A 26,817-nucleotide genomic window follows, 5' to 3' on the forward strand; every position below is an offset into this window, starting at 1 on the left:
GATCCAGGCCGCCAGAAGGATGCCCGGAATAACTATCGGGGCAACGACAAAATCTGTAGGCGCGCGCATATCGTTGCGCGCCCAACACTGATTACATTCAGAAAATTACGGATTCTACGCCCATAACCTTGCGCGAGATTTGCGCATAAGTTTGCATTTTTTGCCCATAAGTTTGCGCGGTGCGTAGAATTCGTTCAATTTATAGTAGTCCTCTCTCAGCTCAATCGACTTTAGACGCTCATCCACAATCAAGAGTGCACTCTGGTCGAAAAAATTCAACCCTAGTCAGTGGGAAACAGTTCTAAGGCAATTGTGAGAGACTTGTTGGCCAAGATAACGTCGAGCGCCTTGTCTGAGCCGATCTTATTTTCCTAGCTAGTACCGCATACTCATTATCGAGCATCCGAAAGTGACGGCGCCGAGATCGGTTGCCTGCCATTGAAGCTGAAGCTTCGGTTTGAGATCAATGCCAGCTGATCAGTCGAGACGCGGATTCACTTGCGGAGCTACGGCGCATCTCGCCCGAAGCGCTGATTGAAGTAGGACAATCGGGATAGAAGCAATAACTATTCCTATGCGGGCGATTTCGCTGTCCGCGCGCTCGTGCAGGATCCGGCGGCCAAATTCAAATCGCGGACATTAGCATTCGGGCCAAGTCGTCAGGCTTGTCGATCATCACGTAGTGCCCGAATGGCACCGAAATCGCCGTCCACCCCGACTGATACTGGTATCGCTCAAAAAACGGTTGGCCAAGCCCAGGGACCCAGCCGGTGGCATAGATGTAGGTCCGCTTTACCACCTCGGCTCGGCCGCTCACCAGTTGCATCGGTTGCTCAAATGTCTTGAGTGGTTGCGCGACATTTCGGCGGTCCACCCACGCACAGTCTGCTCCATTCACCGAAAAAGCCTCCGCTGGGCCCGGCGCGACTTTACCACCGGCGGCACTATCACGAAGCCCTGCCGCGATATCCGCAGGCAAAACATCCAAGGCCGCCTGCCCATCGCCCGGTACGAGCGCATCGAGGTACACAAGTGAGCGAATGTGGTCGGGCGCTCTATCCGCCACTCCGGTGACAACCATGCCGCCATAGCTATGACCGCACAAAACAATGTCAGAGAGTTCTTCGCACGTGATTACCCCTAGGACATCCTCGATATGCATGGCCAGATCGGTTTCGTCACTAACGAGGTGAGCACGTTCACCCAACCCTGTCAGTGTCGGGGTGAAAACGTCGTGGCCGTCCCTGCGCAGAAGGGCGGCTACGCGAGCCCAACACCATCCCCCTTGCCACGCTCCGTGGACCAATACAAATGTCGCCATAACCCGCCCAACTCCGTCGATACTGCAATGACAGTAGATTCAACAGGGCCGCCTCGTCCACAGGATCGTTTGGACGTTCAGCGTCAATCCCCTGCATATACACACAGCACTCGAACCCTCCAATCAAATGGCCATACTAAAATCATAAATTACGATTTGATTATACATTATGTATGAGTATCCTCCCACATAGAGACAGCATATAGCGCGAAGCCGCAGGAGGTATTGGTGGGTCACGTTAAGTCGTTAGTCGCGATTTCGCTAACTGCATTGGTAACAATATTCCCCAACCCAAGTGTCGCAAACGAGATATCAGAGCAGTTTGCTTCTCTACTCGGTGCCAAGTTGGACGTGAGTAGCACGCTACCTGACAGAAAGAGCTTGGATGCTGAAATCCTAGTGCCGCGTTTTTACGAAGAGAGGGGCTTCACTCCTGCGTGGACACGCGATGAATTGGCAGACGAACTCTTGGAGGAGTTGGATGGCGCTATAGAACAGGGCTTCAGACCGGAAGATTTTGACATAGCGGAGCTTCAAGCCGCATTTAAGGCCGCCCAAACTGGCGATGTTTCTAATCAAGCATTGTTCGATATTCTGGCAACGGACGCTGCGGTGAAACTGGTTCATCATTTGGTGTTTGGGAAAGTCGACCCAAATGCACTGGACGATGATTGGAACTTCTCAAAACCGGTAATTCAACAAGACCCAGCCGTTGCCCTGAATCAGTTTCTTCAAGGTGAAGGTTTTAGCGCGTTAATCGAACGCATCGATATCGACAATGCGCAGTATACGATGCTTGTCGAAGCACTGAGTAAGTATAGGGCCATTGCTTTACAGGGCGGTTGGACCAATGTTCCGGATGAAACCGTTCTTAAACCAGAGATTGTGGACCCTGCTGTCGCTAAGCTGCGCGAAAGGCTGGCGGCAGAAGGCTTCGTTGAAACAAGCGGTTCTTCTGAAGACGGTGAAAACGGCATAAACACAGCTTGGGTTTACGACGATAACTTGGTGAAATTAGTCAAATCTTTTCAGAGTCGGCATGGATTAGAAGCCGATGGGGTCATTGGCGGTAAGACGTTCGCATCGCTAAACAAACCGGTGGAAGATCGAATTAACAAGCTGCGTCTCAGCTTGGAACGTGGCCGCTGGCTTATGCGGGAAGTCGACGACGAATTCGTGCTGGTGAACATTGCAGGAGCCCGCACATATTTGGTCACATCGGATGGCACGCTTTGGACCACTAGATCAATCACAGGGTCAGCCTATCGAAAGACCCCAGTGTTCCGAGACGAAATCAAGTATATGGAATTCAATCCCACCTGGACCGTTCCCGCCTCGATTTTTCGTAAAGACAAACTTTCGCGCATCCGCAAGGATCCAGCCTATCTGACACGCAACAACTATGTTGTTCGGAACAAGGATGGCCAGACAATCCCCGCAAACGCCGTAAACTGGGGGGCGAAGAACCCCGGCGTGACCCTGGTTCAGCAGCCGGGCCCAGACAATGCGCTGGGTTTGGTTAAGTTCATGTTTCCAAACAAATATGCTGTATACTTGCACGACACAAACGACAAAACCCTTTTTGACCGAAACGAGAGTAATCTCAGTTCCGGCTGCGTTCGCCTTGAGTATCCGTTCGAGTTCGCGAGCCTTCTGATGGAGGGAGAGCCAGATTGGAGCCGGCAGAAGATGCAGTCCATTTTGGATAGCGGAAAGACAACGCGCGTTGATCTACCTGAGCCAATGCCGGTTCTTTTGACATATTGGACAGCGTGGGTCGAAGACGGGGTCGTTCATTTCCGCGAGGACCCTTACGAACGGGATGCCCGTATCCTGGCAGCTTTGGACCGATGAGCACGAAATGCGCGGCGCGCGAGAACCGAGTTACGTGCCCAACTTTTTCAGTAGATTGGCAAACGCCGAATTGCAGATAGACAAAACGGCGTAGGCGACGTCAGGGGGATGCATGAGGACTTGGCTGTTTAGAACAATTGGGATTGTCGTACTACTTGTGTTTGCAACAATCGCACTTGTTTGGTTGCTACTTGCTGCGCCGCTATTCTCGGAGATGCGACGTGACCTGGTCGAAAAAGTCCTTTCTGAACAAATCGGACAACCGATTGTGGTTAATGACGATGTAAGTGTCGCGCTTGGACGCATTACCCACATTTACGTCGGTGGTGTGGTTATCCCGAGCCAAACTATGCCGGAAACATCTCTTGCGGAATTGAACCTTCTGGAACTGGAATTGGATGTTGCTGCTTTGGCCAATCGACGTCTGCACTTTGACAACCTCGTCGTTGACGGTCTCCAGGCGAATTTCCTTACAGCTGCTGACGGCACTACAAGTTGGCGAAAAGGCCGACCGACGCCAAAACCTGAACCCGAAAACGCCACGGAAGAGGACAATCAAGAGGCTATAGCTGAGACCGGCGGATCCAATGAGGGCGACCCAGAAGGTAGTGGAATCCTCTCATTCCTGAGCGACAAGAATGTAACTTTCACATCCATTGGGTTGAACATTGATGATCAATCCTCTGGCTTTTCGTTCGTGTTTGACCTCCAGTCTCTCGCTCTGGAACAGGTAGACGAAGGGCAAAGAACAAAGGTCTCGGGGACAGGCTCCGTCAACGGCCAAAGTTTCGAAATCGAGGGTGACTATCCTCATAGTGCGCCGTTTGCGACGCGCGCCAATTTTGGCGAAATGACGGTAAGCTACGACGGCGAACCTTTTTCGGAAAGCGAGGGAGGTGGCTATCGTGCTGTCTTGCAGATGGACACTGGTGAATTCGGTGACTTTCTTGAAGTCATTGGGCTGGAGCGAGTTCTGGAAGGGAATGGCCAGTTGCAAGCAGAGCTTGTTTCTCAGGATGCTCTGAAAATCGAGACCTTTACGACCACCGTAAACCTTGAGGACGGACAGCAACTTACAGCAGAAGGATCGATAGAAGACCTCTACACAGCTAGGGGCGTTGATCTGCTATTCGACGCGCGGCTTTATCCTGAGGGGCAGCCGCCGAACGCAGCAAAGAGTTTCCAGGAGCTGAAGTTCACAGCCTTTGAAATGCACATGATAGGATCACTTGCGTCTTTCGAGTTCGAGAAACTTCTGTTCCAAACTAACGCATTTGATCAAGGCCTGGACGTGATCGGGCCAGCCTCTATCGAACGCATTCGCCGCATGCCCGATGGTCGGCTTGCGATGCTGGGCATCGCCTTACAGGCTGGACCCATTGAGGACCCAATTCTAAAGGCCGACGGCGAAATTCTCGACCTGCTTCAGCTTCAGGACGTGACTTTCGAAGGCACACTCAACGGGCCGGCCAAATTGATTTTGCCAAATATGGATGAAGATTTTGTCGATCAGCTCGGTGGCATAAATGCCGACTTCAGCTTGTCCAATGAAGGAGGGCCTGTTTCGCTCAACAGGTTTAATGCAACCACCTATGGCACAGATATTTGGGCGCTTGACCTCGCGCTATCGGTCAGCGAATTGAAAGGGCTGTCAGGCCTTGATTTTAACGTGGAACTGGATGTCAGCGACGGAGCTAGTTTTCTGACTGCGCTTAAATTGCAACCTGTCGAGATTGGCGCACTTGCCGTCGATGCAGTGACGTCGAAGCAGGGCGAGGACTTCACTGCCTCAATCGAGTTTGAAGCCGGTTCGTCACACCTTCTGGCCGCTTTGGATGCAAAATTTCCCGAGGGCGCTTCTGTAATTCGCGGAAACGTTGCGAGTAAAAGGCTCGATTTAAACGATCTAAAAAACCTGACCGCTACGCTGGACCAGCTTAAAAGCTTGGTAGGCGACGCTTCAAAAGATCCTGAAACCGACGTACAGCCCTTGGTTCTACCGAAGGAAACCAACGTACAGCCCCTGGTTTTACCAAAGGAGAAAGGAAAGCCAGCCGATCTTCTGGATGTGCAGCGCGTACTGAGAGAGGCTGACGTTCAGGTACAGATCGACTTTAAGGAGATTGTTGGCCAACAAGGCGTAACTTCTGTTTCCAGCCAATTGTCTGCAAAAGAAGGGACCGTAGATTTTGGCCCGCTCCAGATGGCTTATGGCGGTGGAAACTTCAGCCTACGGGCAGTGATGGATCTGATTGACTCACCTGATTGGCTCTCCTTGTCGGGGTCAACTTCAGGATGGGAATTCGGAGAGATTCTCGATGAACTGGGTATCGGGATAGATGCATATGGGCGATTGAGTGGTGAGTTCAACGTTTCAGGCAATACCGCGTCTGGCAATGCGTTTGTGAATTCCATGCGCGGCACTGCTTCTTTATCGATGTCACAAGGCTATGTCAGCACCAGCCTTCTGGAGTTGGCAGGGCTTGGTATTTTCCCATGGCTGTTTTCAGAGGAACTCCGTCAAGGTTACACGGACATAACATGCGTTGTGGCACCAATTAGCATCGAAGCCGGCCGGGTAAGCTCAGACTCCATCGTGGTTGAAACGGGTTCTGTTCAATTGGTGGCCAAGGGCCAAGTGGATTGGGTCAAAGATTTCATTGCGATCAGGGCAGAACCCCGTCGAGTTGGCAAACCGTTATCCCGTAGCGCGTGGCCGTTTGATGTGACTGGCCAACTTTCGTCACCGAAGTTCAAGTTGGATGTGGGTGGATCCAGAAACAAGGCTCCGGAAGGTGCTGATGCGATGCCGGCAGACAGGCAACCGTGCGTGCCAGACATGAATCAGCTTCAATAGTCGGTCACGACCTAGTTCTTGAGTGGTTCAGGCTGTTCTGCCTGACATGCCAAAACGGCCCCGATGGCTTTTGAGGACCCACTTAGATCAAGTTCTACTTCGGCTCCACTTTCACCAATAATCGTGACGCTTTGGCGCTTGCCGAATTCGGTTACAAACGCAGGGTTGTCGAAAAAGGCGTAACCCCCGGGGACGCCATTTTTAAAAACACCTATGGCTTCGCCTTCAAACTTTGCGTCACCAAAATCGAAGTTCACGATACCGGTTGATCCGTCCTCAATCTGAACCCAGGTCGGATTGTAAGCGGCGAAGAAACCGCCAGCCTGATTGGGTGCGACGCCAATCTCAACTGTCATGTCGTCTTCGAAGGGCTTCCACGCGAGGCAGCCGTTTCCTTTCTCGGGGTCGATCAAAATTTTCCAGTCGCCGGACTCACCCCACGGCTCCATACCAGCGGCAACAGCGCCACTCGCGAGAAGCGTTACTATTGCGGTAAATGTCCAATTGATCATCTGGAACCCCAAAACTTTCTGAAAACTATTGCATTAATCCTACCCATAGCTCTGGATCAATCAAACTAATCCGACAACCTGCAAGGGCGGGGTTTTGTGGACCCAGAGTGGGCTTGGTATTCTTTTACTCCGCTATATGAGCAAGCTTTCCATCCCATTCCTCAGTGGGAATCTTAGGACTTTGCGGGTCAGCCATGTAGGACGGTGTCATAATTTGCGTACTGTTCTCGTTGAACACTTCCACGATGTTTTGGTGTAGATCAGACAGAATCTTAGGCAAACTCGATCCCCGAGACGTGTACGCGTTGATTTCGTAATTGATGGCATAGTCAGCCAACTGTGTCCAAAGTACAAAAGGCTCCGGGTTTTTCTTCAAACCCTGTGTGCGATGAGCCGCCTCTATCAACATTGCCGTGATTTTTTTTGGCGGCTCCTCGTACCCGATCCCGACCGTTGTGTGAACGAGAAGGCCTCGACCATCGACTTTGCGCGAATAATTCACGACTTCTGAGTTCAACAACTGAGCGTTTGGAATACTGATCATTTCGTTTTTGATGGATTTGATAAGTGTTTCCATAAGCTTGATTTCGGTTACGTCCCCTATCTTGTCGCCAACCATTATTCGATCACCAACATTCGTGCTGCGCCGATAGATGACAAACAGACCTGCCATCATGTTCGATACAACTGTGTTAGATCCCAACGAGACCATGATACCGGCAAGAATTGTCAGGCCTTGAAACGCCCGGGAACCTGAGCCCGGAATGTATGGGTAAGCGAACACCAGCGCGATCACGATAACCAAAGCCCTGAACAGCATGTTTGTTGGCGCGATCCAGTGCGCCTCGAAACCTTTGATTTCAAACGCCCCGTTCTCCAGGTTGTCAAAGAACAGATCGAGGCCACGGATCGCAAACCGGCTTACAGCTGCTATAATTACCAGCATGATCAGATTTGGGATGTACCCAATGACAGCCAGCACAACGGTAATCAATGGCTCACTGACGTACTTAAGAAGAACTTGAGCAATGGCCCGGGTTTCCGCGAACGACAGCAATACCAAGGACAGGTAGTAGTAGAGAAAAAACAGAAACAGCACCCACATCAAAGCATGAATTGAATAAACGATGATAGACGCGATTGCCCTGCTTCGTAGGATTGACTTTGTAGCTTCCTCGACGCTTTCCGCTCTCTTTTCCAAGTTGTTTCTGACGTAGCCCAGAAACTTCTTCCGTTTGGCAAAGAAGAAGTATGACACCAGTGCAAACAACGCCGTCCAAGCAACAGCGGCCAAGGTGCTGTCAACGCGGCCTTCGCTGGATCGCGCTTCCCGGTACTTTAAAATGGCATTTTCGATGGCCTCTGCTTGCAGCCCGGCCAGAACTTCAATGTCCATCTGTTCGTGGTCGGCGTCAGCCTGAGTGGTAATAGTGACCATATGGCCGTCGACGCGTACGAGTTGTCCAAATTCAGCTCGGGAGATTTGGATGTCGACCGTTTTGCTCTCTGATCTATCCGCGACTTGAGTAATTCTTTCTTCAATCTTTGCGGCCCTGTCCGTTGCAGGCAATGCGCTGGATCCGCGGACGACAAAAAGTTCATCCCCATCGACAACAACAGGTGCTATGAATTCGGGATCTTCTCGTTCCTGCTGTGGCAGCAGTATTTCTTCTGACTGAGCCGAGGCGACACTGCAAAGAAGCAGAAAGGACATCATCCATATTACTAATGCTCTCATGTCTTTGCTCCTTCCACTGGGATCAGGTGAACATCGCGCTGCGGGAACGGTATTGATATTCCCTCTTGGTCAAACCGTTCCTTGGCTTGTCCTGTGAGGTCCCAATAGACAGTCCAATAGTCGTCAGACTTAGACCACGGTCGACAAAAGATATTGACTGAATTGTCGCCAAGCTCACCAACAAATATTTCTGGATCAGGCGATTTCAGGCATAGTTCATGCCTTCCGACCAATTCTTTCAGCACATTGATTGCGTGGGCAGCATTGTCTGAATACGCGATACCAAAAACCAGATCGACGCGACGCTCATCAGATGCGCTGACATTTGTGATTACGTCACCCCAGATCTTACTATTCGGCACGATGATGATCTGATTGTCGAAGGTTCGGATTTTTGTCGAAACGACCGACATCTCGTCAACAAAACCAGATGACCCGCCAACCTGAATATAGTCTCCGGTATCGAATGGCTTTAAAACCATGATCATCAGACCGCTGGCGAGATTGCCTAGCGTTTCCTGAAGCGCAAAGCCAAGAATGAAAGACAAACCACCAAATATTGCAAACAAAGGAGTGACATTCACACCAAACAGGGCAAGTACAACCAGAATGCCGAGAATAAAGATCGCCCAAAACACTGCGGTCGCAATGAATTTCTTAAGCATCCGCGAAATTGTAGGTATCTTTTCAAGGCCGCGCTCAGATAGACGACGCACCACTTTCGCGACAAACATCATAACCCAAACAGCCGCCAAAACACCCAGCCCAGCCAATAAAAGACCAGCACCTCCCTCCCAGGAAACCAACCATTGGAGAGCGTTGTGAAATAACGTCTGCAAATCCGTTGTTTTAAGCACGCCAGTTTTGAGCGCTAAGACATAATCGGTATGCGGTTTCAGGTCTTCTTCGGCGGCACCCTTTAAGGCCCACTCGTTCAAGACCAGAGTGTAATTATCCAAAATTACAGTGCCAGTATCGTTTATCAAAGAAAGCTGTGATCTCAGGTCATCTTCTTGCGCTTCGTTTCCGGCCTGAAGGCTAAGATTAATACGGGCAATTTCTTCAAGTTGGTTGCGAACATGGTCTTGCCAGGCAACAGCAATTTCTGAAAGCTCATCAGTCGTCAGCGGAACAAGCAGTATCTCCAGGTCACCGGCAGAAATTGATTTGTCGGCAACCTCAGTTAAGAGATCTTCTTGCTGTACCGCAGCAGGTTCCTGTTCAGTTGCAGCATTCTGTGCGTACGCTGGAACAGCGTTTGACGTCGATACCGCCGCAGCAAAGAGCAAAATAACCAAACCGTAGATGTATCGCGCCATGACACTAAAGCTCCCACATAAAGACTGAAGAGATCGTAAGGAGACCGGAAAGGTCTGCCATCAAAAATAGTTGGGGGCGACCCACTCACTTGCCGCCCCCGCCCGTTCCGGCAAAAATGCAGCCCGAACGGAAACTACTAACCGGCATGCATCAAAGATTGACCCTCAGTCTCAGTCCTAAGACCAGCGGGTCGTTCGAGTTTGATCCGGGATTTTTCAGGTATTGCACGTCTGCCGTCAGTGCCAGATTGTCGGCCAGGTCCAAACGGTAGAAAACTTCAAGTGTCGTTTGACTGGGCAATCCTGGTGTCGTCAGGTCGGCAACAGTGGCCGCTATGCCAAGGAGATCATCGTAGGTGCCAGGTCGCCACATCAAGCCTGCGTTGACTGCACGCCTGGCCAGCGCACCCCCGCCATTGGACCATCCCAGCCGTCCGAAAATCATCAGTTGGCTGTCGAATGTATGGTTGGCAGAAAGTGTGGCTCCATATGTTTCCGGTACGCCAACTTGTCGGCGCGCATCTGTGTGAAACATCCCCAGATGAACGTTTGTCAGAAATCGTTTTGATTTTTCGGGCGTCCAGCCGATCTCGGCGTATTTGTAGAATTCGCTACCCCCGGAAAACCACTCAATGTCTGTGAGAGACCCATTGGCATCGCTAACTACCCCTAACGCGTAAATCTGGTCCGTTAGATAGCCGCCGACGGTGACGCCAAAACCTGGATCGGGGATTGGCAGCACCGGGCTAAACAGGATCGAATAGTTCGAAAAGGTCGTTCGTGGGTTCACGTAACCCAGAATGTCAGAGTAGTCGCCCGGATCGATCCGACCCGCCACCACTCCTCCGCGGCCGTTTGCGAAGGCTTGTTGCCAGTAAGCTACCGACAAGGTCGTGTTTGTGTCCCCAAACGTGACCGCGGTTGCCCCTTGATACCCAATTTGCGCAGGCAGCGCTGAAGGTGCAATGGACTGGCCCAACCGGTGTCGGTTCTCCAGAATAAAGACAAGGCTACCCGGGTTTTCACCACCCCGGTTTGCCAATTCCCACGTCCCGATCATCCTGAGCTGACCGGATGCAGATTCGTCTTGCCCGGTCAGGCTGTGAGAACTGCGCTGGTATAGCGCCTGATAGTCGAAGCTGAGGGCTAATCCGGTGTTTTCCCGAAATCGACCCAAAGCGTTCTCGGCTGGATCAATGGCACGGTCCAAACCGGGCCAACGCGAATCTTCCAGCCGGCGCAACCTGTCTTGCTCCTGCTGCGCGCTGGCTGATCCCGGACCACCCAACGATACCTGGGCTGCGGCCTCCAGTTTGGCCTGACCAGCGTTTTCCTGTGCGCCAGCAGCACCGGCAAATAGTGCAAAGGCGCTCAATAACGCGGTGGAAAGGGTCGGTCGTGATGGAAGGTACGATCTCTGGTGCGACAAAACTCCAATCACTTTACATCATCCACAGCTTTTATTTCGGAAACACGTTCCAGCGCCGCAGCCATGTCGGCGCTGCTCATCAACTCGATCATCTGGTAATCATCAAGCAGGCCATCGCCGAGGCGGCTAACATAGAAGGCTTGGATAAAGGTAGGGTCATCTGGCAGGGAGACGGTGATGTAGTTCTTCCCGTTCCCAAGTCCCCAGTAATAGCTCAAAAGCTCTCCACCGAGCGCTTCGATCCCGCCCTTCACCGAGGCTGCGCGATCCCCCGGATTGGCGATCTGCATTTCCCAAGCGGTGCTATTGGACGTGCCAATGAACAAAAACGTACGCATGCTTTCGGCGTCTTCAGCTGCGGCAATTGAACCACAGATCGCCATAAAGACGCCAAGGCTGAGATGTTTCACAGTCTTTCCTTTCAGGGAAGGTTTCTTGGCTGAAGTGTGGGGTTATCAAAGATAGACCACCCCACTTTCCTTTTATTGCAGCGTATTCTTGTAGAATTTGCCGTCTTTCATGATGACACGGATGGTGTCGAAACCTTCTTCACGCGGTTCCGCGTCAAACCATTTCGGTTGGGCCCCCAAGACAGAAAGATCTTCCAGCGGGTTGCCATCGACGATCAGGATATCGGCGTAGGCTCCTTCTTGGATCACCCCCAACTGCTCCGGATAAGGATTACGTTGGCCAGTCAGCTGCGCCAGTTCGCCCGCGGTCGACGTAGCGGAGACCAGCATGGCATGATTGCCGAACCAATCAGCAAACTGGTACTTTTCGAAATCGCGATGGGCACGGCCCTGATCGAGCGTTGACAGTACTGTATCAACGTTGTGCACGACCTTGGGTTTGTATTTCTTGACAAGCGCGATGAGATCCTTGCTTTGGTCATGTGCAACCGCAAGCTTGATGCCTGCTGGCGTACCCGGTGCAAAGTTCGGGTGCTCAAACAGGATCGGTGAGAACCCGGCGGTGTTGAGGGACCAGAATATCCCTTCATCAGCCATTCGTTTCACGGTTTCTTCTGTGACCATCTGGCCGTGTTCAATAACCTTGACGCCCGCATCCAGTGCCATTTGGACAGTTTCGTCCGTGTATGCATGCGTAAAGGCATAAGTATCAAAAAAGGCTGCGACCTCTACGGCCGCCCTGATCTCTTCCACGCCGTATCCCACAGACCAAAGCGGGTCTAATTCCGAGGAAACACCGCCGCCGACGGTTAACTTGATTTGCGTGGCCCCATAGCTGAGGTTCCGGCGCGCGGCCGTTCTGATTTCGTCTACGCCGTCCGCAACGACCGCGAGATTGAGTTCTTCCACCTGTGCGACGGGGCCACCTTCAGCCCGGGCACGAGGGCTGCGCCAGTCCGTGTGACCAGATTGTGGGCCGATGCACGCGCCGCTCGGGTAAATCCGTGGCCCGACAAGGATATTCTGATCGATCAGCTTTTTCATCGCATCGCCTTGGCCACAGGCATCGCGAACCGTTGTGTACCCATCCATAAGGTAATCACGCGCGTTTGCGACCGCCATCGCGCCGACGCCGTCCCAATTCGCATATTCCGCGCCACCAAAGCTTGTGAACAGACCGGTCAGGTTCAGATGGACGTGGCTGTCGATCAGCCCGGGCATCAATGTGCGACCACCTCCATCCACAACCGTCGCGCCAGGCGCGTCGATAGCCTCGGTGGACACTTCTTTGATCAAGTTGCCTTCAACCAGAACGCTGGCGTTCTCGATCCGCGCCTCATTTACTCCGTCAAAGACATGGACGTTGGTGAACAGGGTTTGTGGCAGGGTGTCCTGCGCAAACGCAGCAGTGGCAGTGAAAAAAACCAGGCTCGCGACGGCAGCCGTCTTTGTCGAAATATTCATGTCCTTCTCTCCCTTAAAATTTAGTGCGCGGGGTGCCGAGGTAAGTTCACCCCACGCGACACTCAGTCGAGTGTGTTCTTGTAGATCACGCCATCTTTCATGATGATCTTCAGATTGGTGTCGGGATCGGACAGCAGCAGGATGTCCTCCAGCGGGTTCCCATCAACCAATAGAAGATCGGCGTATGCACCCTCTTCGACCACACCCAGCGGGCCGTCCTGATAAGGATTGTTCAAACCTGTAAGACGGTTCATGCGCGCACCGTTTGACGTTGCGATGCGTAAAATGTCGAAGGGTGTGAAATTCGCTTCAAGCAGGTATTTGAACTCGTCGCTCATCTTCTTGTCCTGCTCTAGCGTTTGGTCCCAGTTGTTGATGAGGTCAGTGCCCAGGGTGTAGAGATCGATCATGCCTGGCGTGGTTTGAATTACTTCAATCATGTTGGCCGCGGCATCCCGCACCGCCTTCCACTTCGCAAACGACGCTGGTGTGTAAAATGCTTCGGCCTGCTCGGTGGAGACCGAGTAGACCGGAGCCACGGCGGTCGCAAACATGATCTGTTTTTGAACCATGACCTCGGCCACTTCCGGAGTCAGAAACGGAATGTGTTCGACGGTCTTCGCGCCATTGTCGATACAGTTTCGGATCGCCTGTTCAGTGAACACATGGCAGGTCACATAAGTGCCCCATTGTTCGGCGGTTTTGACTGCCATCTGGATTTCATCGGCTTGGTACTGAAGCGAATGCAGGGGGTCGAACTCGGACGTAACACCGCCGCTGACCATAATTTTGATCTGGGTTGCCCCGCGGCGCAGGTTCTCGCGTACAGCCATCCGGATCTGATCCGGCCCATCGGCTATAAAGCTCATTTCACTTTCGACCCAATGTGATGGTCCTTGCCCAGACAGTGTGGGATGCCGGTCGTTCAGTTTACGGAAGTCCGCGTGCCCGGATGTCTGGGTGATGAAGGCTTCAGACGAGTAAATGCGCGGCCCTGGAAACATGCCGGAATCTATAATGCGAGCGATGGATTTTGCTGGTCCGCCTAGGTCCCGGACAGTGGTGAACCCATTCATCAGGATGCGTTCAGACCGAATTGTCGCGACGCCGCCAAGGTGAAAGGGTGTTATATTCTGGCGCAACCCATCGCTGAGAGGGTTGAACACCGTAAGATGCACGTGTTGATCATGCATTCCGGGCATCAGTGTGCGCCCACCACCGTCGATGATTTGCGCATTGGCGACGGCAAGCGGCTCAGTCGAGACCTCGGCGATCAGGTTATCAACGACCAAAACATTTGCGTTCTCGATCCGCGCTTCGTTCACCCCATCAAAGACATGAACATTTGTGAAAAGGATCGGGAAACTTTCTTCCTGTGCAGCGGCATGAGTTGGAAACAGATGGCTCGCAGCTAGTACTGCGGGCACAAGTATGCGCATCAGACATCCGTTCATCAGGGCTCCTATCAACAAGAATCGCAAAAGGCGCATTTAGGAGTCATTATAGAATTCGAATAACTTGATGCCTGACAATTTGCCGGTTCGTGAAAAATAGTTTTGGAAAACTGCAAGATTTAATAATTTTATTGTGGGAATTTCCTACACTCGGGCATATTGCGAATTTCTGGAGAAGAGATGACAAGAAGACTTGGTAATAACACGGATCAGTCGCTGCCACTCGTCAGGGCTTCAGTTGCGGGTCCGGTTGTCGCAGCGCTTCGCAGCGTAGGGGTCGAACCCGCGTTTGTTCTTGATCCTCTGGGGTTGAACGAAGCGCAGGTAATGGACCCGAAGAATTTCCTGCGCCACGATACCGTCTACCAGATCTATCAGGCCGTGGCAGAAGCCACTTCAACGGATTTTTGCGCACGGGTCGGGCAATCCGTTGACCTTGTCAAATTTCTCCCGCTTGGCGATATGCTGGCAGAAGCCCTTACATTGGGAGACTTCTTTACCAGGTTCACACAAGCGGTTTCCAAGGAATCCAATGCCGTTACGCAATCCCTCTTTGTTGAAGGAGAGCACGCGTATTTCAGTGCCAAAAGGAACTTCCAAATTTCGGTTTCTCCCAGCCAAACCGACGCGTTTCTGACGAGTATATGGATATCCCTGTTGCACCGTGTCCTGGATTTCAGGTGGGACCCCAACCAGGTCATTCTTCGCGTCAGTGACCCGGATGCGCTGCCCGGTCAGTTTCACGGCGTTCGGGCAATCAAGTGCAATCCTCAAGGTTTTTCGATCAGGTTTCCCTCCAGCTGGTTAAGTTACAGACTACGACCAGAGGCACTGGAAAACCCCCCAGACTACAGGGTTATGGATGAAGATCTGGCCGCCCCGCAGGATTTCCTTGCGGGACTGAAAGGCCTAATCAGGGTCCATCTTTCGGATTCAGGATTTGGTGTGGATGAGCTTGCGGACCTTTGCGGCTTTCATCAGGAAACACTGAACAACCGGCTGGAACCTTACGGTCAAACGGCGTCCCAAGTGATCGCGCGCATTAAGCAGGAAGAAGCCGAACGCCTGCTGGCAAAAGACAATAAATCCGTCGGCGAGACAGCGCAAAGGCTTGGCTATGCCGACCCAACCGCCTTCTCCAGAGCATTTCGTAAATGGACGGGCGTATCTCCGGCAGCCTACAAGAAATCAAACCGGAAGGACTAGCATTGCTCCTGAACATCGCCGTCGGTCTTCTATCTGCATTTTTTCTCTTTGCTTCATCCATCAAGATTTTTGGGTGGCAAAAGAAGGTCTTTGAAATCCAGTTGGGCATGTTCGAAAGCTACGGCCTCAACAGGCAGATCATGTTCATCGTCGGATGCGGGGAACTTTTCGGGGCAATTGCCATCTGGTTTCAATCGTCGTGGATCGGGCCGCTAGGAGCACTTGCGTTGCTCTGCACATCTGTCGGAGCGATATTCTGCCATCTAGTGTTCGATACCTGGAAGCAGGGTATACCGGCGACGATAACAGGGACACTTGCGGCTCTTGTTTTGAACGCTGGGTATTCAAAGCTTCTAAACATACTGTAGCAACGGCCACCCGACCGATACCAGGAAATCCCAGGACAGCGATGGAACGTCCATAACGGACCTTTATTCTCGACTTTGCAAAGTCCGCTTTCTGCGCATCGCAGACCTTCGCGAGAATCCCAGGTTCCTTAGGGAGGCCCTTTGCGGGATTGAGCAATGCAAAGGGCCATAACCGCAACGACTAAGCCATACACTGATTGAATTCGTCCTAATGCAGAGAAACGCGCAGCGCAAAACTATGGGCGAACTACGCAAACTTATGGGGTGTGCGAAGTGCTATGCGCAAACCTACAAAATCTGTAGGGACGCGCATAACGCTGCATTCTTATCATTGATTTTATTCAGAAAATCTGGGTGTCTTCGCCCATAATTTTGCACAGCATTTGCGCATAGGTTTGCACGATTTTCCCATAAGATTGCACGGTTCACTATACGCGCTCAATTGTCGATTGTCGTACAGTGGCTTGATCAACTTGAACGCACCATAACTCAGCCAAAAGTGCGTTATTCTTGGAACAATTCAACCCAAAACCGAACAAAACAACTCAATTGCGAGGCTATGGTAGATTCCTTTCAATTTAGCTCGGCTCGGTTGGTTTAGATAAAAACTATTTAACATCGGCAATTCGACGCATGGGAACAGACGGCAGCAAGCTGTTTAAATTCTAGGGATGCGTCTCATTAAGACTGCATAGGGTGATTAGCCATCGACCATCTGGTTGTCGCTCAAGCACATTCAGCGAAACGCCTTCACCTGTCGTGCCTTCGCTAAATTCTGCAAGACACCAGCCGAGTTCGCCGTCTCGACCTGCACTAGAGACATTGATTTTTTTGTCTTCTCCACCTTCCGCGACCCACTCTGCATGTGTGTCTTCAATAGCTTGCCTTCCAATGGAAGGTGGGCCGAAGGGAGAGTACATCTCTGCTTGCGCTGCAAACACGGAAGCGCATCCATTGGCGTCCCCTTTTCGGTAGCAGGCGACATAGTGGTCGAATACCTCCTGGCACTGTTGTTTGAAGGACATACAAACACTCCTAATTTCGCTGTCCTAGCATCAGGTTCTGCAATTCTACTGTCAAATCAACCTCGATCAGATTGTTTGCGTCGCTTCTACCTAGGACAAACCCGTCTTTTGTTTTGCGCCTGGGAACTGACATTTAAGCAAGATGCAGCATTTGACTCTTTGGGCTCAGAGCAGCCGTTCGCTGCACTAGGCGTGAACGACTGCTACGTGGACAAAGCTGCCGATAAGTCAGTTTGTTGGGATGTGTGACAACGGCCCAATGCAGCCGTTCGGCCTTGATCACCGTCGCCGCGATGCGGCCCGTCAAAGGAGACATTCGCTGCACGGGCGAAGATGGAAGACAGACGCAGGTCCGAAGAGCGGACGAAGCTGACATTCTGGCTCACCCTGTGTATCCTGACGGCATCGATTAGGGAAGCTTCAATATGACCAATCCCAACGAAGTCGCGCACCATTACCATTCCGGTCACTTGCTCAAACGGATTTCCGATGGTTGCGCAGCACTGGGCCTGACCCCGCCAATTTCCCACGACGCTTTGGCGCCGGTTGACGAGTTTCACATTGGCGGGCGTCTCGCGACCGAACCTTTTGTGAAAGCTCTCGGCCTTTCACCTGAAAGCCGGGTTGTCGATTTTGGCTGTGGGCTCGGGGGTCCGGCACGCTATGTGGCGGCGGCCACCGGGGCGTATGTGACCGGTGTCGATTTAACCGCCGAGTTTGTGGAAACCGGTCGCGCTCTTACAGAATGGACGGGCTTGTTACACCGAGTTCAACTCATCGAAGGCAGCGTGTTGGAATTGCCGCTGGACACTGACTCCATGGACGCCGCTTACATGATCCATGTCGGCATGAACATCGCGGACAAAGTCGGCATCGCCCGTGAGGCGAAGCGAGTGCTCAGGCCAGGCGGAATTTTTGCGATTTACGATGTTATGCAAGTCGGAGAGGGGCAAATGGACTATCCCGCACCCTGGGCGTCATCTGCAGATCAAAGCGCACTGACTTCTCCGGAGACATATGAAGCTGCTTTGAAATCTGTCGGTTTCGAGGTGAGTGAGCGGATCGACCGCACTGCATTCGCCAAACAGTTCTTTGCAGATCTGGCAACTGCACAAAGCCGTTCAGATGGCCCTCCACCTTTGGGTCTTCATCTTATAATGGGCGATGACACCGCGCTTAAGGTGCAACATATGGTCAGGAATATCGAACGTGGTTTGATTGCCCCAATTGAAATCCACGCGCGCCTTCCAGTTTAGCTGCTTTGACTAAAAGGTCAGGTTTGGCCTTTCTTAAGTGGGGTGGCGGTTTGTGGTAATCTTCCATAAGCAAATCGGGGAATGCTCATGGCTGAAACAGCTCTGATTACGGGTGCCTCAAGTGGAATAGGCCGGGCAACGGCCATCGACCTGGCTTCGAAAGGGTGGAACATACTCGCGCATGGACGCCGCGAGCAAGCGCTGCAAGAAACAATTGCCATGGTTGAGGCCGCAGGTGGCACGGGCGAATGGTTTGCCGCAGAAATGGGCGACATGACTTCTGTGGCCGCTCTCGCAGACTGGGCGCTGCAAAGCGAGCGGTTGGACGCGATGGTTCACTGCGCCGCCAAGTTCACCTACGGCGCTGTTTCGATTGACCGCTTTTTAGATTGGGACACATCCATCGACCAAGTGCTGCGGTCAACCATCAGACTGACCGCGCATGTCTTGCCTGCGATCCGTGAAACAGAGGGAGCATTTGTCTATATCTGCGGGCCTACATCCTGGCTGGGCTGGAAAAATCACGCCATTCATTGTGCCCTGCGGCATGCGCAGGCTGGTTTTGCCAAGGCTCTGTTCGAAGATGTCCGCGAAGACGGTGTTCGGGTCACCCTTGTGCACCCGGGGTTTGTCAACACTCCAGACGTGTCCGACGCAGGCAAAGACCGCTCCAAAATGATTCAGCTTGAAGAAATTTCAACGCTAATCTCGACTGCTGTAATGCTGTCCAACAACGCCTGCGTCACGGAACTCACAGTGCGCCCCCAAAGGACGCCATATCTATGACAGGCTCTATCTGGTTGGTCGTTCAGAAAGTGCTGACCCACGCGCACAGCAACATCCGCCAGGGCGCGAGGCCGATAGCAGGTGGTCTGCTTTACAACTCCACCAGGTCGTAGTGTTTGATTGACCGAGCTTCGACCAGTTCAGCTTCTGCCGGATCGATGTGGGGGCTTTCATAGTCCTCCCCTACAAACGCCTTTAGAGACTCCAGACTGTCCCAAATCATCACAATGCTGAACTCTCTCGGGGAACCTGATCTTGCGGCGCCCGGCAAGACTTGGACGACGCCCTTTGTCCGTTTCATCAATGGAATGGCAGTTTCGTGAAAGAATTTACTGAACTCTTTCTCCTTACCTGGTCTCACAAGCACCTGAAAATCCGCATTATCATGTATGCATCCTCCAACAACGGCGATGCCTGGATACTTGTCTGCCTAAATCGGGCGTATCGTAGCACCATCTATTTTGCGCGTCCGTAAGGGCTCGGAGCGGTAACCAAGCCCTTTCAAATGATGGGCTGGTAAGACGAGATAGCACCGTCAAAGTCGTTGAGTGGTGGCCCTAGCATTGATCAAAGTTGCCATGCCCCCATCGACGAAGCGAACATGTTGGAACCCCATTGAGGTCAGGACGTTTGCTGCGGCAGCGCCACGATAGCTAGGAGCGCGGCCGGGCACAGCTACGACATTTGGGTTCACACCGGTGGCGTCCATTTCCGCGGTGTCCCTTACATCGACCAAGAGTACTTTTTGGTCATTCTCCAATGTTGCGAGTGCTTCGGCAGCGGAGATGCCTTCAGCAGCCGAAATTCCCTCTTCTTCCATTTGAGCAAATGTGCGCGCCATGTCGACCTCCAGTCGTCTGTGCCAGAGCACGTTTCAGACGTTCACGGGTTTAATCAAGGTCGCCAGATAGGCCCGTGTTTCACCATCCCAATCAGCAGGATTTTCGTTATGAGCAACTTGCGCATGGAGTTCCATAAGTTTCCAAACTTCATCCTTGGTCTCGGCGACCACGCTTGCGGGACAGGCCGCCATCCCTTCACAATCCCGACAAGCATATGAAAACGCGTTCGCCATCTAGTTTCTCCCCTTTGTTTGAACCAAGGATAGCAGATTGGGCATTATTCACCGAATCCGGCAGTTAGATAGACTGTTTGTGAGACGTGGTCATCGCTGTGAAAGTCGCCTTTGGGGCTCTCCTGGCACCTTCGGCGCGATCTGCGCCAAGGGCCAGTTTGGTACAATGCCGCCAGTCACTGCATTGCTTTGTTGATGCCCCGAGGTCGCATCGCCCGCTTTCAAAAGATGACAATGCCTTAACGTTGTCTTAACGTCGTTTTATGAGAGCTCGCCTTGCCGTGATCTTGATGGCTGACCTGGTCGGCTATACGTCCGCAATGGAGGCGGATCAGTCGCTCGCGATCGAGTTGGTCCGCGAACTTCGTGATAAACTTCTAGAACCTGAGGCCGTCCGAAGAGGCGGCGAGATACTGAAGCGTATGGGCGATGGATGGATAATTGCCTTTCCGTCGATATCAGCGGCAATCGAAACCGCTCAATTTGTGCAAATTGCGTTGGTCGACCATGAAAAAATCAGGCTGAGGATGGCCGCTCATCTCGGGGAGATCATTCAAGACGAGACCGACATTTATGGTACCGGCATCAACATCACTGCGCGCCTGCAGACTGAAGCGCCACCCGGTGGTGTGATGATCTCCGAAGACCTCAAGCGGCAGTTGGACGAAAAGCTTTCAGCGGGTTTCAGCGATGCGGGTACGTACGACTTAAAGAATCTTGCTAATCCTGTGAATGGGTTTCAATGGCGGCCCGCAACGCAGCGAGAGAAAGAACACACAGAATTGCCTTCTATTGCAGTGGAGCCGGTCACAAGTGCCCCCGAAACAAGAGAAACGCTCGAGGTTTGCGCTGATCTGCAGGAGCAACTGGTTTACAGTCTTTCGCGCCGCACTGGTGTGCGTGTAATCGCAACAGATTCAATGTCTGAGACTAATGCAACGTATAGCCTGAGATGCCGATTGCGTTGCCGAGAAACCGAAGCAAGGATCTCGGCCAGCCTTACCCGGTTGGGAGATGGACAGGTAACCTGGTCGCGCTTCTTAAACGGAGATTCAGAGGATTTGTTTGAATTAAGCGACCGGGCTGCAGAACAGCTGTCAGACGATTTACGTCTGCAGATCAATGCGTTTGACGGTGACCGACTTAATGATATTCCAGACGATCAATTGAGCCCAAGTGAGTTGAGATCCCGAGCGGCAATGCTGTTTTACCGTGCCACCGTCGAGGGCTATAATCATGCGGGTAAATTGCTGGAGCGAGCGCTTCGACTTGATCCCGAGAATGGGTCCGGGCTTGCGATGTGGTGCGAAGCCAAACTGTACCCCTTGGAGGCATGCTATCGCGAGGCTGATCCTGATTTACGCACGCGGATCATCGAGTCTGCGAATAAAGCCGTTCAGACTGCGCCTCGTTCCGATTATTGCTGGTACACGCGGGCCCAGGTGCGCGCGCGCCTCGCGGGTGATCTGAATGGTGCAAGGAAGGACATCGATAGAATTTTCCGGCTGAATCCCAGCTATGTTTTGGGCATGGAGGCGAGCGGTTATACCGAATTTATTGCCGGCAACTGGGAAGCTGCTCGGAAGAGTTTGGTAGAGGCTGTGGATCGTTCCACCGAAGATCCGTTTCTGCCATACCGGCTTTATCCCCTTTCGATTGCACACATGATGGCAGGTGATCAGCAACTCGCGCTTGAAGCAATTTCGGACGCGACTGAAATGCGTCCCTACTGTCGACACTTCTGGTTGGTGAAGGCGTGGATACTCAGAAAGTCGCGAATGCACTCCAAAGCGGAAACTGCTGCAGAACGCGCGGAAACGCTGTCAGAAAAAGCGGATATCCTGGCACAAAACCTTCATCTGCCTGACCCCATCAGAGAGGATATAGGGTTGCCAGGTGATCCGATCCAAGCATAGAGGCCTAGATGGGTTACGAGATCGTGGGCTGATAGCCGAACGGCAGGCATCTACCCCGATCCAACCTAAAGCGTGTTACCTACATTCACCGCGGGAGATGAGTTGCGTCATTTCTCAGGGCCGCTTTGGGCTCGTTCCTGACCTCGGATGCGAAACGGTATTTGCCAAATTTGGAAGGCTTGGACTGGTATCGGTCCAATCCGGACCTTCGCTGAGTATTCAAATTGCCGTGGCTGCAGCCCGCAAAGCCTTCATTCGCTGCAGGCGCAGATCGATTCGCTGTCAAAGGTCTAGATCGCGGACAAAGCTGCCGTTCGGAGAGCGTGCGTAATCACCAAAGGTTTGAAAAAATCAGCGGCGAACGGCTGAAATGATGACAGACGGAGCCGGAACAAGAAAACCGCCATTGTGCATGGTGCCTAGAGTGCGAGTACGTTCTGCCAAATCAGAGCGAATTGAATCTCGCTTCATAGCTGGCTGCGATCCCTACAGTGATGCCGCGCGAACGGCACCTTGGTCAAATGCATCAAACAAATCTTCAGGTTGCTGTACATACAATTCAGACGGCACATCGAACAACTGAACCTCTGCAAATCCCGCATTGGTGACCATAGGTTCAGCAGAAGAACGGTTGGCAAGCATATGAGCATCTGGTCCAAAAGGTAGTGTTACAGAGGGGTCGCCCAGTCGTCCAACCGCATCGAACAACCAACCGAATGCACCATCTGATCCTTTCCCTTTCCAGATTGAAAACGCGATACGCCCTTCTGGTCTCAATACCCTTGCCGCTTCAGCCAAGCCGCGTTCAGGATCGGGGAAGTGCTTTCAAAGAAAGGTTCGGAATGAAGCTATCAAGCGCCCTCACCCGAACTGCAATGCTTTGTGCCTTTTTGCTGCCAAGCACAACGGTGGCTTCACCTGATTGGACTTGCATAGAGCCAGCGTTGAGAGACGAGCTGGAGCTTAAGTTCAAGTTTCAGGACGACTTTGCCGAATTGGTATCCACCGAGCGTCCCGAGTTTGGCGAGCTTGTCCAACTAGGAGCGGAAGCTACGAAAACAAACTTCGCAATGCGGCTTTCTCGAATAGTCTGGCTTTGGGAACATGATCCAAGCCGCTTAGCTTCACCCAATGACTTTTGGGTGCTCGATTGGCGCGACGACGATATGTCTCAATGGCTCGAAGCCGACCCGGCAAACGCTGTTTCTCAGGCGCAATTTGAGGCTCTGCAAGGCTCAATAAATGAACATCCCGACTTGCCCGATTTCCGAGCTTATGTATCGGACAATAGGGCTGTCAGCCCATATCTGGAATTGTACACTTCATTTGGAGAAGACACTCAAGTCGCTCGCGAAATTGTAGCGAGTTGCTACTGACGCCAAACCCGTAATGCAAGAATGAGCCATTGGTGGGTAACGGCGGCCTGCGCTTCGGAAGACTAGCGAACTGAGACTTAGAAAACTCAAGGAGATTGGGTTGCGGGCTAGGGGCTGGACCCAGAGTTCCCTTTATTAAAATTTGGTTAACATTAAATCGCACAGACGCTGATGCCTTGTACTATAGACGACCAAGAGCCACCTACTCAGACAGCTAATTCGGTAAATTGAGAGGCAATCGAGATGAACAAAGCACTGTTAACCTGTGTACTTGGGATTTCACTGCTCGTGGCCGCATGTGGAGCACCGACGACGCCAACTCAAGCCCAAGTACAGCATGACGCACGCTGTGCGGCAGGTATCTTAGGTGGTGCTGCCCTTGGGGGAGTAGTTGGAAACCGGTTCGGTGGCGGAACAGGCAAGACTCTGGCGACCGCAGCGGGTGCAGGCGTTGGTATGTATGCAGGGCAATCAGCCTGCAACTAACAAACTTTGGTCGAAGACTCTGAGGTCCACTTAATATCTAACCTGTGTAACCCGCATCACTGACCGCCCACTCAGAATCGGACACACTGCCTGCATTAACTAGTAAGCGTTGGTGTATTTGAGAACGCTAGGATTTGGTAATTCATTTGGTGGGGCGCGCTTGTGGTGGGTGCGCCCCTTTTCTTACCTCGATTTGACCGAGCTTAACGATACCCTTGAGAAGGAAAAACAAACTTCCTGTGCTAAGCAACATAAACGCCAAAGAGGGCTTTCACTGTAACTGGGTAACGCTCTTGATTTGGCAGTCTTCGCCTACGTCAAGCTGACGCCCGGTTTCCGCATAAATGATTGCCGCCAGTGCTTCGCAAACAACAACTGCGCGATCGACCAATCTGTTCCCTCTGGAATCTGGCAACACCGTAGTGAACCCGTCAAAGAGCACTTCGTCACGCTGTTCGGAAATTCCATGCGCTCTGATGGACGCAATTCTCAGCGCTTGTGACATGTCAATGATTTCCAATAAATAGCAGTCCTGCCTTCTAAGAGCCAAGCGCTCGGCTGCTTCAGCTTGTGCAACAACACTCAGATAATCACCTTTGAGAGCATAAACATAAGCCCAGAGTGCCCTGAATATCGGTTCATTAATTAGCTGAGTATTCTCCCGTAAGTGGTTTTCAATTGTTTTTCGGTGATCTTCACCAAGATTGCGAACCTCATTGAGAAAGAACGTCTCGGAAATCTCGACCACCATGTCTCTATTCGCGCTTCCCACCCACGTGCTGCAACTATCTGATGACTGTGCGGTTGAGGCCGAAAACGTCAGGAATACAGTAGCTATCGATTTCCATCTATGAGCACTCAATTGATTTTTCCTAAATAAATTCGGCCGCTTTCTGGTGCGTAGATAGCATTGCCACAGGGGCCTGCAATGCGCCTCACCCTCGATTCTGCAATTGACACCGTCAACCGATAACAGACTAGGCGCGCGTATTGCGCAGAAAACCCTGTTTCGACGCCAACCCCTGCAAAAACCGTTAAACCTGCTAAACGGTGCCGTTTGAACGGTTCTGTCCGGCCAGGAATTAGCGTGCTCGACATTCAATCATCAGCGCTTGGATTGATTGCATTAGCTCCTTAGCGTCACGCCCAACAAGCTTATAGGCTCTTGTGAACGGCCCTACACTCAGTCCGGCGGGACAATACTCAGTCGTCCCTAGTGAATGAAAGTCACTGGTGTCGTACGACTGAGAAAGGTTTTCGCTGGCCGCAATCGCAGCCGCCTGTCCGCGCCCATACTTCGTCCTGGCAGCCTGAAGGTGTGCTTCAGCCTCTTTCTTAATTTCTTCCGTCTGAGTTTCCCACTCGCCAACCGGCTTCCAGTTCACAAAAATTGACCACGTATCGCCATCGGATTTGCTGATGTCGCCAATTTCCGCTTCGTGATGGCGAAGGTCTATGTATGTGCTGAATGCCTGTAGTGTTGAACCGTTTTCATATGCTTTGGTATCTTTACGGTACATTCTGATTTCGCATTGCTCCACAGAGACCTCGAATTGGTCGAACCTCGATCCCGCGTAGCTCTACTCAAGTGCGTTAGCCACTTTTGCGTCGGCGTCCTGCACCCAAACCGGTTGCACGTAGTGAAGCAAAGCAAACGAAAAAATCGCAATAAACAAGAGCGCGAGCCAAACCTCGCCCTTTCCAATCTGACCCAAGAACCGTCTCCGCTTATACTGGAATTATTATTGCACCCACAGGTTGAGCATATCAACACGATTGCGAATAACCGCCAGAAGGCAGGCCTTTCCTCAATTTCTTTGAAGCGGTCCGGAGCGGGGTGCTTCCAGATTAGATGACACCCAATTGAAAGCCCCACACCGGACGCAATCGGTGCAGGGCCAGTGCACTAGCGAGTAAGGCTAAATGCAGTCGCTCGCGACAAGTCAACTATGGTGTTCCCGTAAGTCGTCATTAGCACTCGCAATATTTGATTATGTTGGTTCAGTTCTTCAGCCGTAGGGCTAAGCACGCCACTCTCCATCAGTTCTTGCATGTCGCGCAAATTTTGCGGGTCTTGGTACTCGTTGAGAAAATCAGATGTCCATTCCGCATTTGGTGAATGATCCGACGAGTCTGCCCATTCTTCAAATTCGAGATCCAAATCATTGGCATCCAAGTTCGAACTCAAATCATTGGTGTTAATTGCATAATCCTGTGATCTTGCTTCAAGCACATATGAATTTTCCATGTCAAATGTGACGTCACTAAAGTCAAACATTGCCGCACTCCATGAACTTTATGGACTCGGGAAGTGTTATAGATGAAGTCGCGTTATGGTTTGAAAAAGCCAAAGTTAATTTTGCTTAATGTGCGTTAATCCTTTGTAGCGCAATTGTATGCTATCCAGTCCGACGGGTCTTACAACATTGAGCGGAACCGTATCGAGGCCAAAACAGCCGCCTATCAGAATCACGCACTTACAGGTATGCACGTCGTATAGATTAAAGCTTTGAGGTGTTTCCATGACCACTGTGCGCACCCCGACTGAATACCGCGCCGCCTTGCGAGAGATTGAGTATCTATGGGGATCGGAACCAGATACCGAGGAAGGCAAGCAGCTTGCGGAGTACTTGTCAGCGGTAGAGCAATACGAGCGGCTGAACACCACAGAACCAGTGTTGCAGGGATTGTGACGCTCAGACGCGAAATGGTGGCGTGTGGGCGAGAGAAAGGGCTCAAGCGATAGAAGCGGTGCAGTGGTGCAACAGGTCAAGCTTCAAGTACCGTTCATGCCCTCAACCATAAGTAATATGCATAGATAGTTGAGCGGATTGACGCCTTGAACAAGGCAGGCTTCCGCCACGTAAATCATGACGTTCTTTTCGGTCATCGACGGTTGCCCTAAGTCCAATGTGAGACTTGCTTGGGGGCAAAACATGAAACTAAGTGCGATTGAAGTCGTCTG

General features: G+C 52.0%; 26 protein-coding genes. 10 read left to right on the forward strand and 16 right to left on the reverse strand.

From position 1 onward, the window contains the following. Positions 1-625: 625 nt before the first annotated feature. On the reverse strand, positions 626-1,321 hold the full coding sequence (locus G7G_RS0102990) for an alpha/beta fold hydrolase (RefSeq protein WP_010438185.1): 696 nt from the start codon (positions 1,319-1,321) through the stop codon (positions 626-628). Between the two features lie 381 nt (positions 1,322-1,702). Between G7G_RS0102990 and G7G_RS22695 the strand changes: the two genes are divergently transcribed. Both G7G_RS22695 and G7G_RS0103000 read left to right on the forward strand, forming a co-directional pair. Then, positions 1,703-3,175: a L,D-transpeptidase family protein gene (locus G7G_RS22695; RefSeq protein WP_010438186.1), complete on the forward strand. Its 1,473-nt coding sequence runs from the start codon at positions 1,703-1,705 to the stop codon at positions 3,173-3,175. Positions 3,176-3,389: 214 nt separating this feature from the next. Next, entirely contained in the window at positions 3,390-6,032 is a 2,643-nt protein-coding gene (locus G7G_RS0103000; protein WP_238528756.1) for an AsmA family protein, read from the forward strand. 11 nt (positions 6,033-6,043) lie between these two features. Here G7G_RS0103000 and G7G_RS0103005 read toward each other — a convergent pair whose 3' ends face one another. From G7G_RS0103005 to G7G_RS0103035, 7 genes are all read right to left on the reverse strand, one after another. After that, positions 6,044-6,544 carry a hypothetical protein gene (locus tag G7G_RS0103005; RefSeq protein WP_010438188.1) on the reverse strand — a complete coding sequence of 167 codons (501 nt, stop codon included), beginning with the start codon at positions 6,542-6,544 and terminating at the stop codon, positions 6,044-6,046. A gap of 124 nt (positions 6,545-6,668) precedes the next feature. Then, on the reverse strand, positions 6,669-8,282 hold the full coding sequence (locus G7G_RS0103010; RefSeq protein ID WP_238528757.1) for a mechanosensitive ion channel family protein: 1,614 nt from the start codon (positions 8,280-8,282) through the stop codon (positions 6,669-6,671). Next, a complete protein-coding gene (locus G7G_RS0103015) occupies positions 8,279-9,601 on the reverse strand; it encodes a mechanosensitive ion channel family protein (RefSeq protein WP_010438192.1) in 1,323 nt (440 codons plus the stop codon). The genes G7G_RS0103010 and G7G_RS0103015 overlap by 4 nt, the downstream gene beginning before the upstream one ends. 151 nt (positions 9,602-9,752) lie before the next feature. Next, positions 9,753-10,976, reverse strand: coding sequence for a carbohydrate porin (locus G7G_RS0103020; RefSeq protein ID WP_029621684.1), 1,224 nt, complete (start codon positions 10,974-10,976; stop codon positions 9,753-9,755). 62 nt (positions 10,977-11,038) lie between these two features. Then, the gene (locus G7G_RS0103025) at positions 11,039-11,440 is read right to left on the reverse strand and encodes a hypothetical protein (RefSeq protein WP_010438197.1); all 402 of its coding nucleotides are present in this window, start codon (positions 11,438-11,440) and stop codon (positions 11,039-11,041) included. Between the two features lie 72 nt (positions 11,441-11,512). Beyond that, positions 11,513-12,904, reverse strand: a complete 1,392-nt coding sequence (locus G7G_RS0103030; RefSeq protein WP_010438199.1) for a metal-dependent hydrolase family protein — start codon at positions 12,902-12,904, stop codon at positions 11,513-11,515. A gap of 62 nt (positions 12,905-12,966) precedes the next feature. Further along, positions 12,967-14,358, reverse strand: coding sequence for a metal-dependent hydrolase family protein (locus tag G7G_RS0103035; protein WP_010438201.1), 1,392 nt, complete (start codon positions 14,356-14,358; stop codon positions 12,967-12,969). A 180-nt stretch (positions 14,359-14,538) separates the two neighbouring features. Here G7G_RS0103035 and G7G_RS0103040 point away from each other — a divergent pair, with 180 nt between their 5' ends. Both G7G_RS0103040 and G7G_RS0103045 read left to right on the forward strand, forming a co-directional pair. Next, positions 14,539-15,564: a helix-turn-helix domain-containing protein gene (locus tag G7G_RS0103040; RefSeq protein WP_010438204.1), complete on the forward strand. Its 1,026-nt coding sequence runs from the start codon at positions 14,539-14,541 to the stop codon at positions 15,562-15,564. Beyond that, positions 15,513-15,932: a DoxX family protein gene (locus G7G_RS0103045; RefSeq protein WP_050806434.1), complete on the forward strand. Its 420-nt coding sequence runs from the start codon at positions 15,513-15,515 to the stop codon at positions 15,930-15,932. The genes G7G_RS0103040 and G7G_RS0103045 overlap by 52 nt, the downstream gene beginning before the upstream one ends. 665 nt (positions 15,933-16,597) lie before the next feature. Here the strand turns inward: G7G_RS0103045 and G7G_RS0103050 are convergent. Then, positions 16,598-16,957 (reverse strand): YybH family protein, encoded by a 360-nt coding sequence (locus G7G_RS0103050; RefSeq protein WP_083828989.1) that lies wholly within the window; start codon positions 16,955-16,957, stop codon positions 16,598-16,600. Positions 16,958-17,382: 425 nt separating this feature from the next. On the opposite strand from G7G_RS0103050, the gene G7G_RS0103055 reads away from it, so the two are divergent. Continuing rightward, positions 17,383-18,213, forward strand: a complete 831-nt coding sequence (locus G7G_RS0103055; protein WP_010438210.1) for a class I SAM-dependent methyltransferase — start codon at positions 17,383-17,385, stop codon at positions 18,211-18,213. Between the two features lie 87 nt (positions 18,214-18,300). Then, positions 18,301-18,999 carry an SDR family NAD(P)-dependent oxidoreductase gene (locus G7G_RS0103060; RefSeq protein ID WP_010438213.1) on the forward strand — a complete coding sequence of 233 codons (699 nt, stop codon included), beginning with the start codon at positions 18,301-18,303 and terminating at the stop codon, positions 18,997-18,999. 91 nt (positions 19,000-19,090) lie between these two features. Here the strand turns inward: G7G_RS0103060 and G7G_RS0103065 are convergent, their stop codons facing one another. The 3 genes from G7G_RS0103065 to G7G_RS0103075 all read right to left on the reverse strand — a co-directional run bounded on the left by G7G_RS0103065 (position 19,091) and on the right by G7G_RS0103075 (position 20,074). Beyond that, on the reverse strand, positions 19,091-19,300 hold the full coding sequence (locus G7G_RS0103065; RefSeq protein WP_375154076.1) for a hypothetical protein: 210 nt from the start codon (positions 19,298-19,300) through the stop codon (positions 19,091-19,093). Between the two features lie 234 nt (positions 19,301-19,534). Then, positions 19,535-19,840 (reverse strand): rhodanese-like domain-containing protein, encoded by a 306-nt coding sequence (locus G7G_RS0103070; RefSeq protein WP_010438219.1) that lies wholly within the window; start codon positions 19,838-19,840, stop codon positions 19,535-19,537. A gap of 33 nt (positions 19,841-19,873) precedes the next feature. After that, positions 19,874-20,074 (reverse strand): DUF1059 domain-containing protein, encoded by a 201-nt coding sequence (locus tag G7G_RS0103075; protein WP_010438221.1) that lies wholly within the window; start codon positions 20,072-20,074, stop codon positions 19,874-19,876. A 263-nt stretch (positions 20,075-20,337) separates the two neighbouring features. Between G7G_RS0103075 and G7G_RS23635 the strand changes: the two genes are divergently transcribed. Then, positions 20,338-21,990 carry a hypothetical protein gene (locus tag G7G_RS23635; RefSeq protein ID WP_120981277.1) on the forward strand — a complete coding sequence of 551 codons (1,653 nt, stop codon included), beginning with the start codon at positions 20,338-20,340 and terminating at the stop codon, positions 21,988-21,990. Between the two features lie 486 nt (positions 21,991-22,476). On the opposite strand, the gene G7G_RS22705 is transcribed toward G7G_RS23635, so the two are convergent. Continuing rightward, a complete protein-coding gene (locus G7G_RS22705; protein WP_050806435.1) occupies positions 22,477-22,788 on the reverse strand; it encodes a hypothetical protein in 312 nt (103 codons plus the stop codon). 146 nt (positions 22,789-22,934) lie between these two features. On the opposite strand from G7G_RS22705, the gene G7G_RS0103095 reads away from it, so the two are divergent. Together G7G_RS0103095 and G7G_RS24820 are read left to right on the forward strand one after the other, a co-directional pair. Beyond that, entirely contained in the window at positions 22,935-23,366 is a 432-nt protein-coding gene (locus tag G7G_RS0103095) for a hypothetical protein (RefSeq protein WP_139056591.1), read from the forward strand. Positions 23,367-23,609: 243 nt separating this feature from the next. Continuing rightward, positions 23,610-23,852, forward strand: a complete 243-nt coding sequence (locus G7G_RS24820) for a glycine zipper 2TM domain-containing protein (RefSeq protein WP_010438231.1) — start codon at positions 23,610-23,612, stop codon at positions 23,850-23,852. Between the two features lie 271 nt (positions 23,853-24,123). Here G7G_RS24820 and G7G_RS0103105 read toward each other — a convergent pair whose 3' ends face one another. From G7G_RS0103105 to G7G_RS0103120, 3 genes are all read right to left on the reverse strand, one after another. Beyond that, positions 24,124-24,603, reverse strand: coding sequence for a hypothetical protein (locus tag G7G_RS0103105; protein WP_010438234.1), 480 nt, complete (start codon positions 24,601-24,603; stop codon positions 24,124-24,126). 331 nt (positions 24,604-24,934) lie between these two features. Then, positions 24,935-25,372 carry a hypothetical protein gene (locus tag G7G_RS0103110; protein WP_010438237.1) on the reverse strand — a complete coding sequence of 146 codons (438 nt, stop codon included), beginning with the start codon at positions 25,370-25,372 and terminating at the stop codon, positions 24,935-24,937. 386 nt (positions 25,373-25,758) lie between these two features. Continuing rightward, on the reverse strand, positions 25,759-26,130 hold the full coding sequence (locus tag G7G_RS0103120) for a hypothetical protein (protein WP_010438242.1): 372 nt from the start codon (positions 26,128-26,130) through the stop codon (positions 25,759-25,761). 244 nt (positions 26,131-26,374) lie between these two features. On the opposite strand from G7G_RS0103120, the gene G7G_RS24345 reads away from it, so the two are divergent. Continuing rightward, positions 26,375-26,545, forward strand: a complete 171-nt coding sequence (locus G7G_RS24345; protein ID WP_010438245.1) for a hypothetical protein — start codon at positions 26,375-26,377, stop codon at positions 26,543-26,545. The last annotated feature ends 272 nt before the right edge of the window (positions 26,546-26,817 follow it).

Source organism: Ruegeria conchae (genome assembly GCF_000192475.1).
GTDB lineage: Bacteria > Pseudomonadota > Alphaproteobacteria > Rhodobacterales > Rhodobacteraceae > Ruegeria > Ruegeria conchae.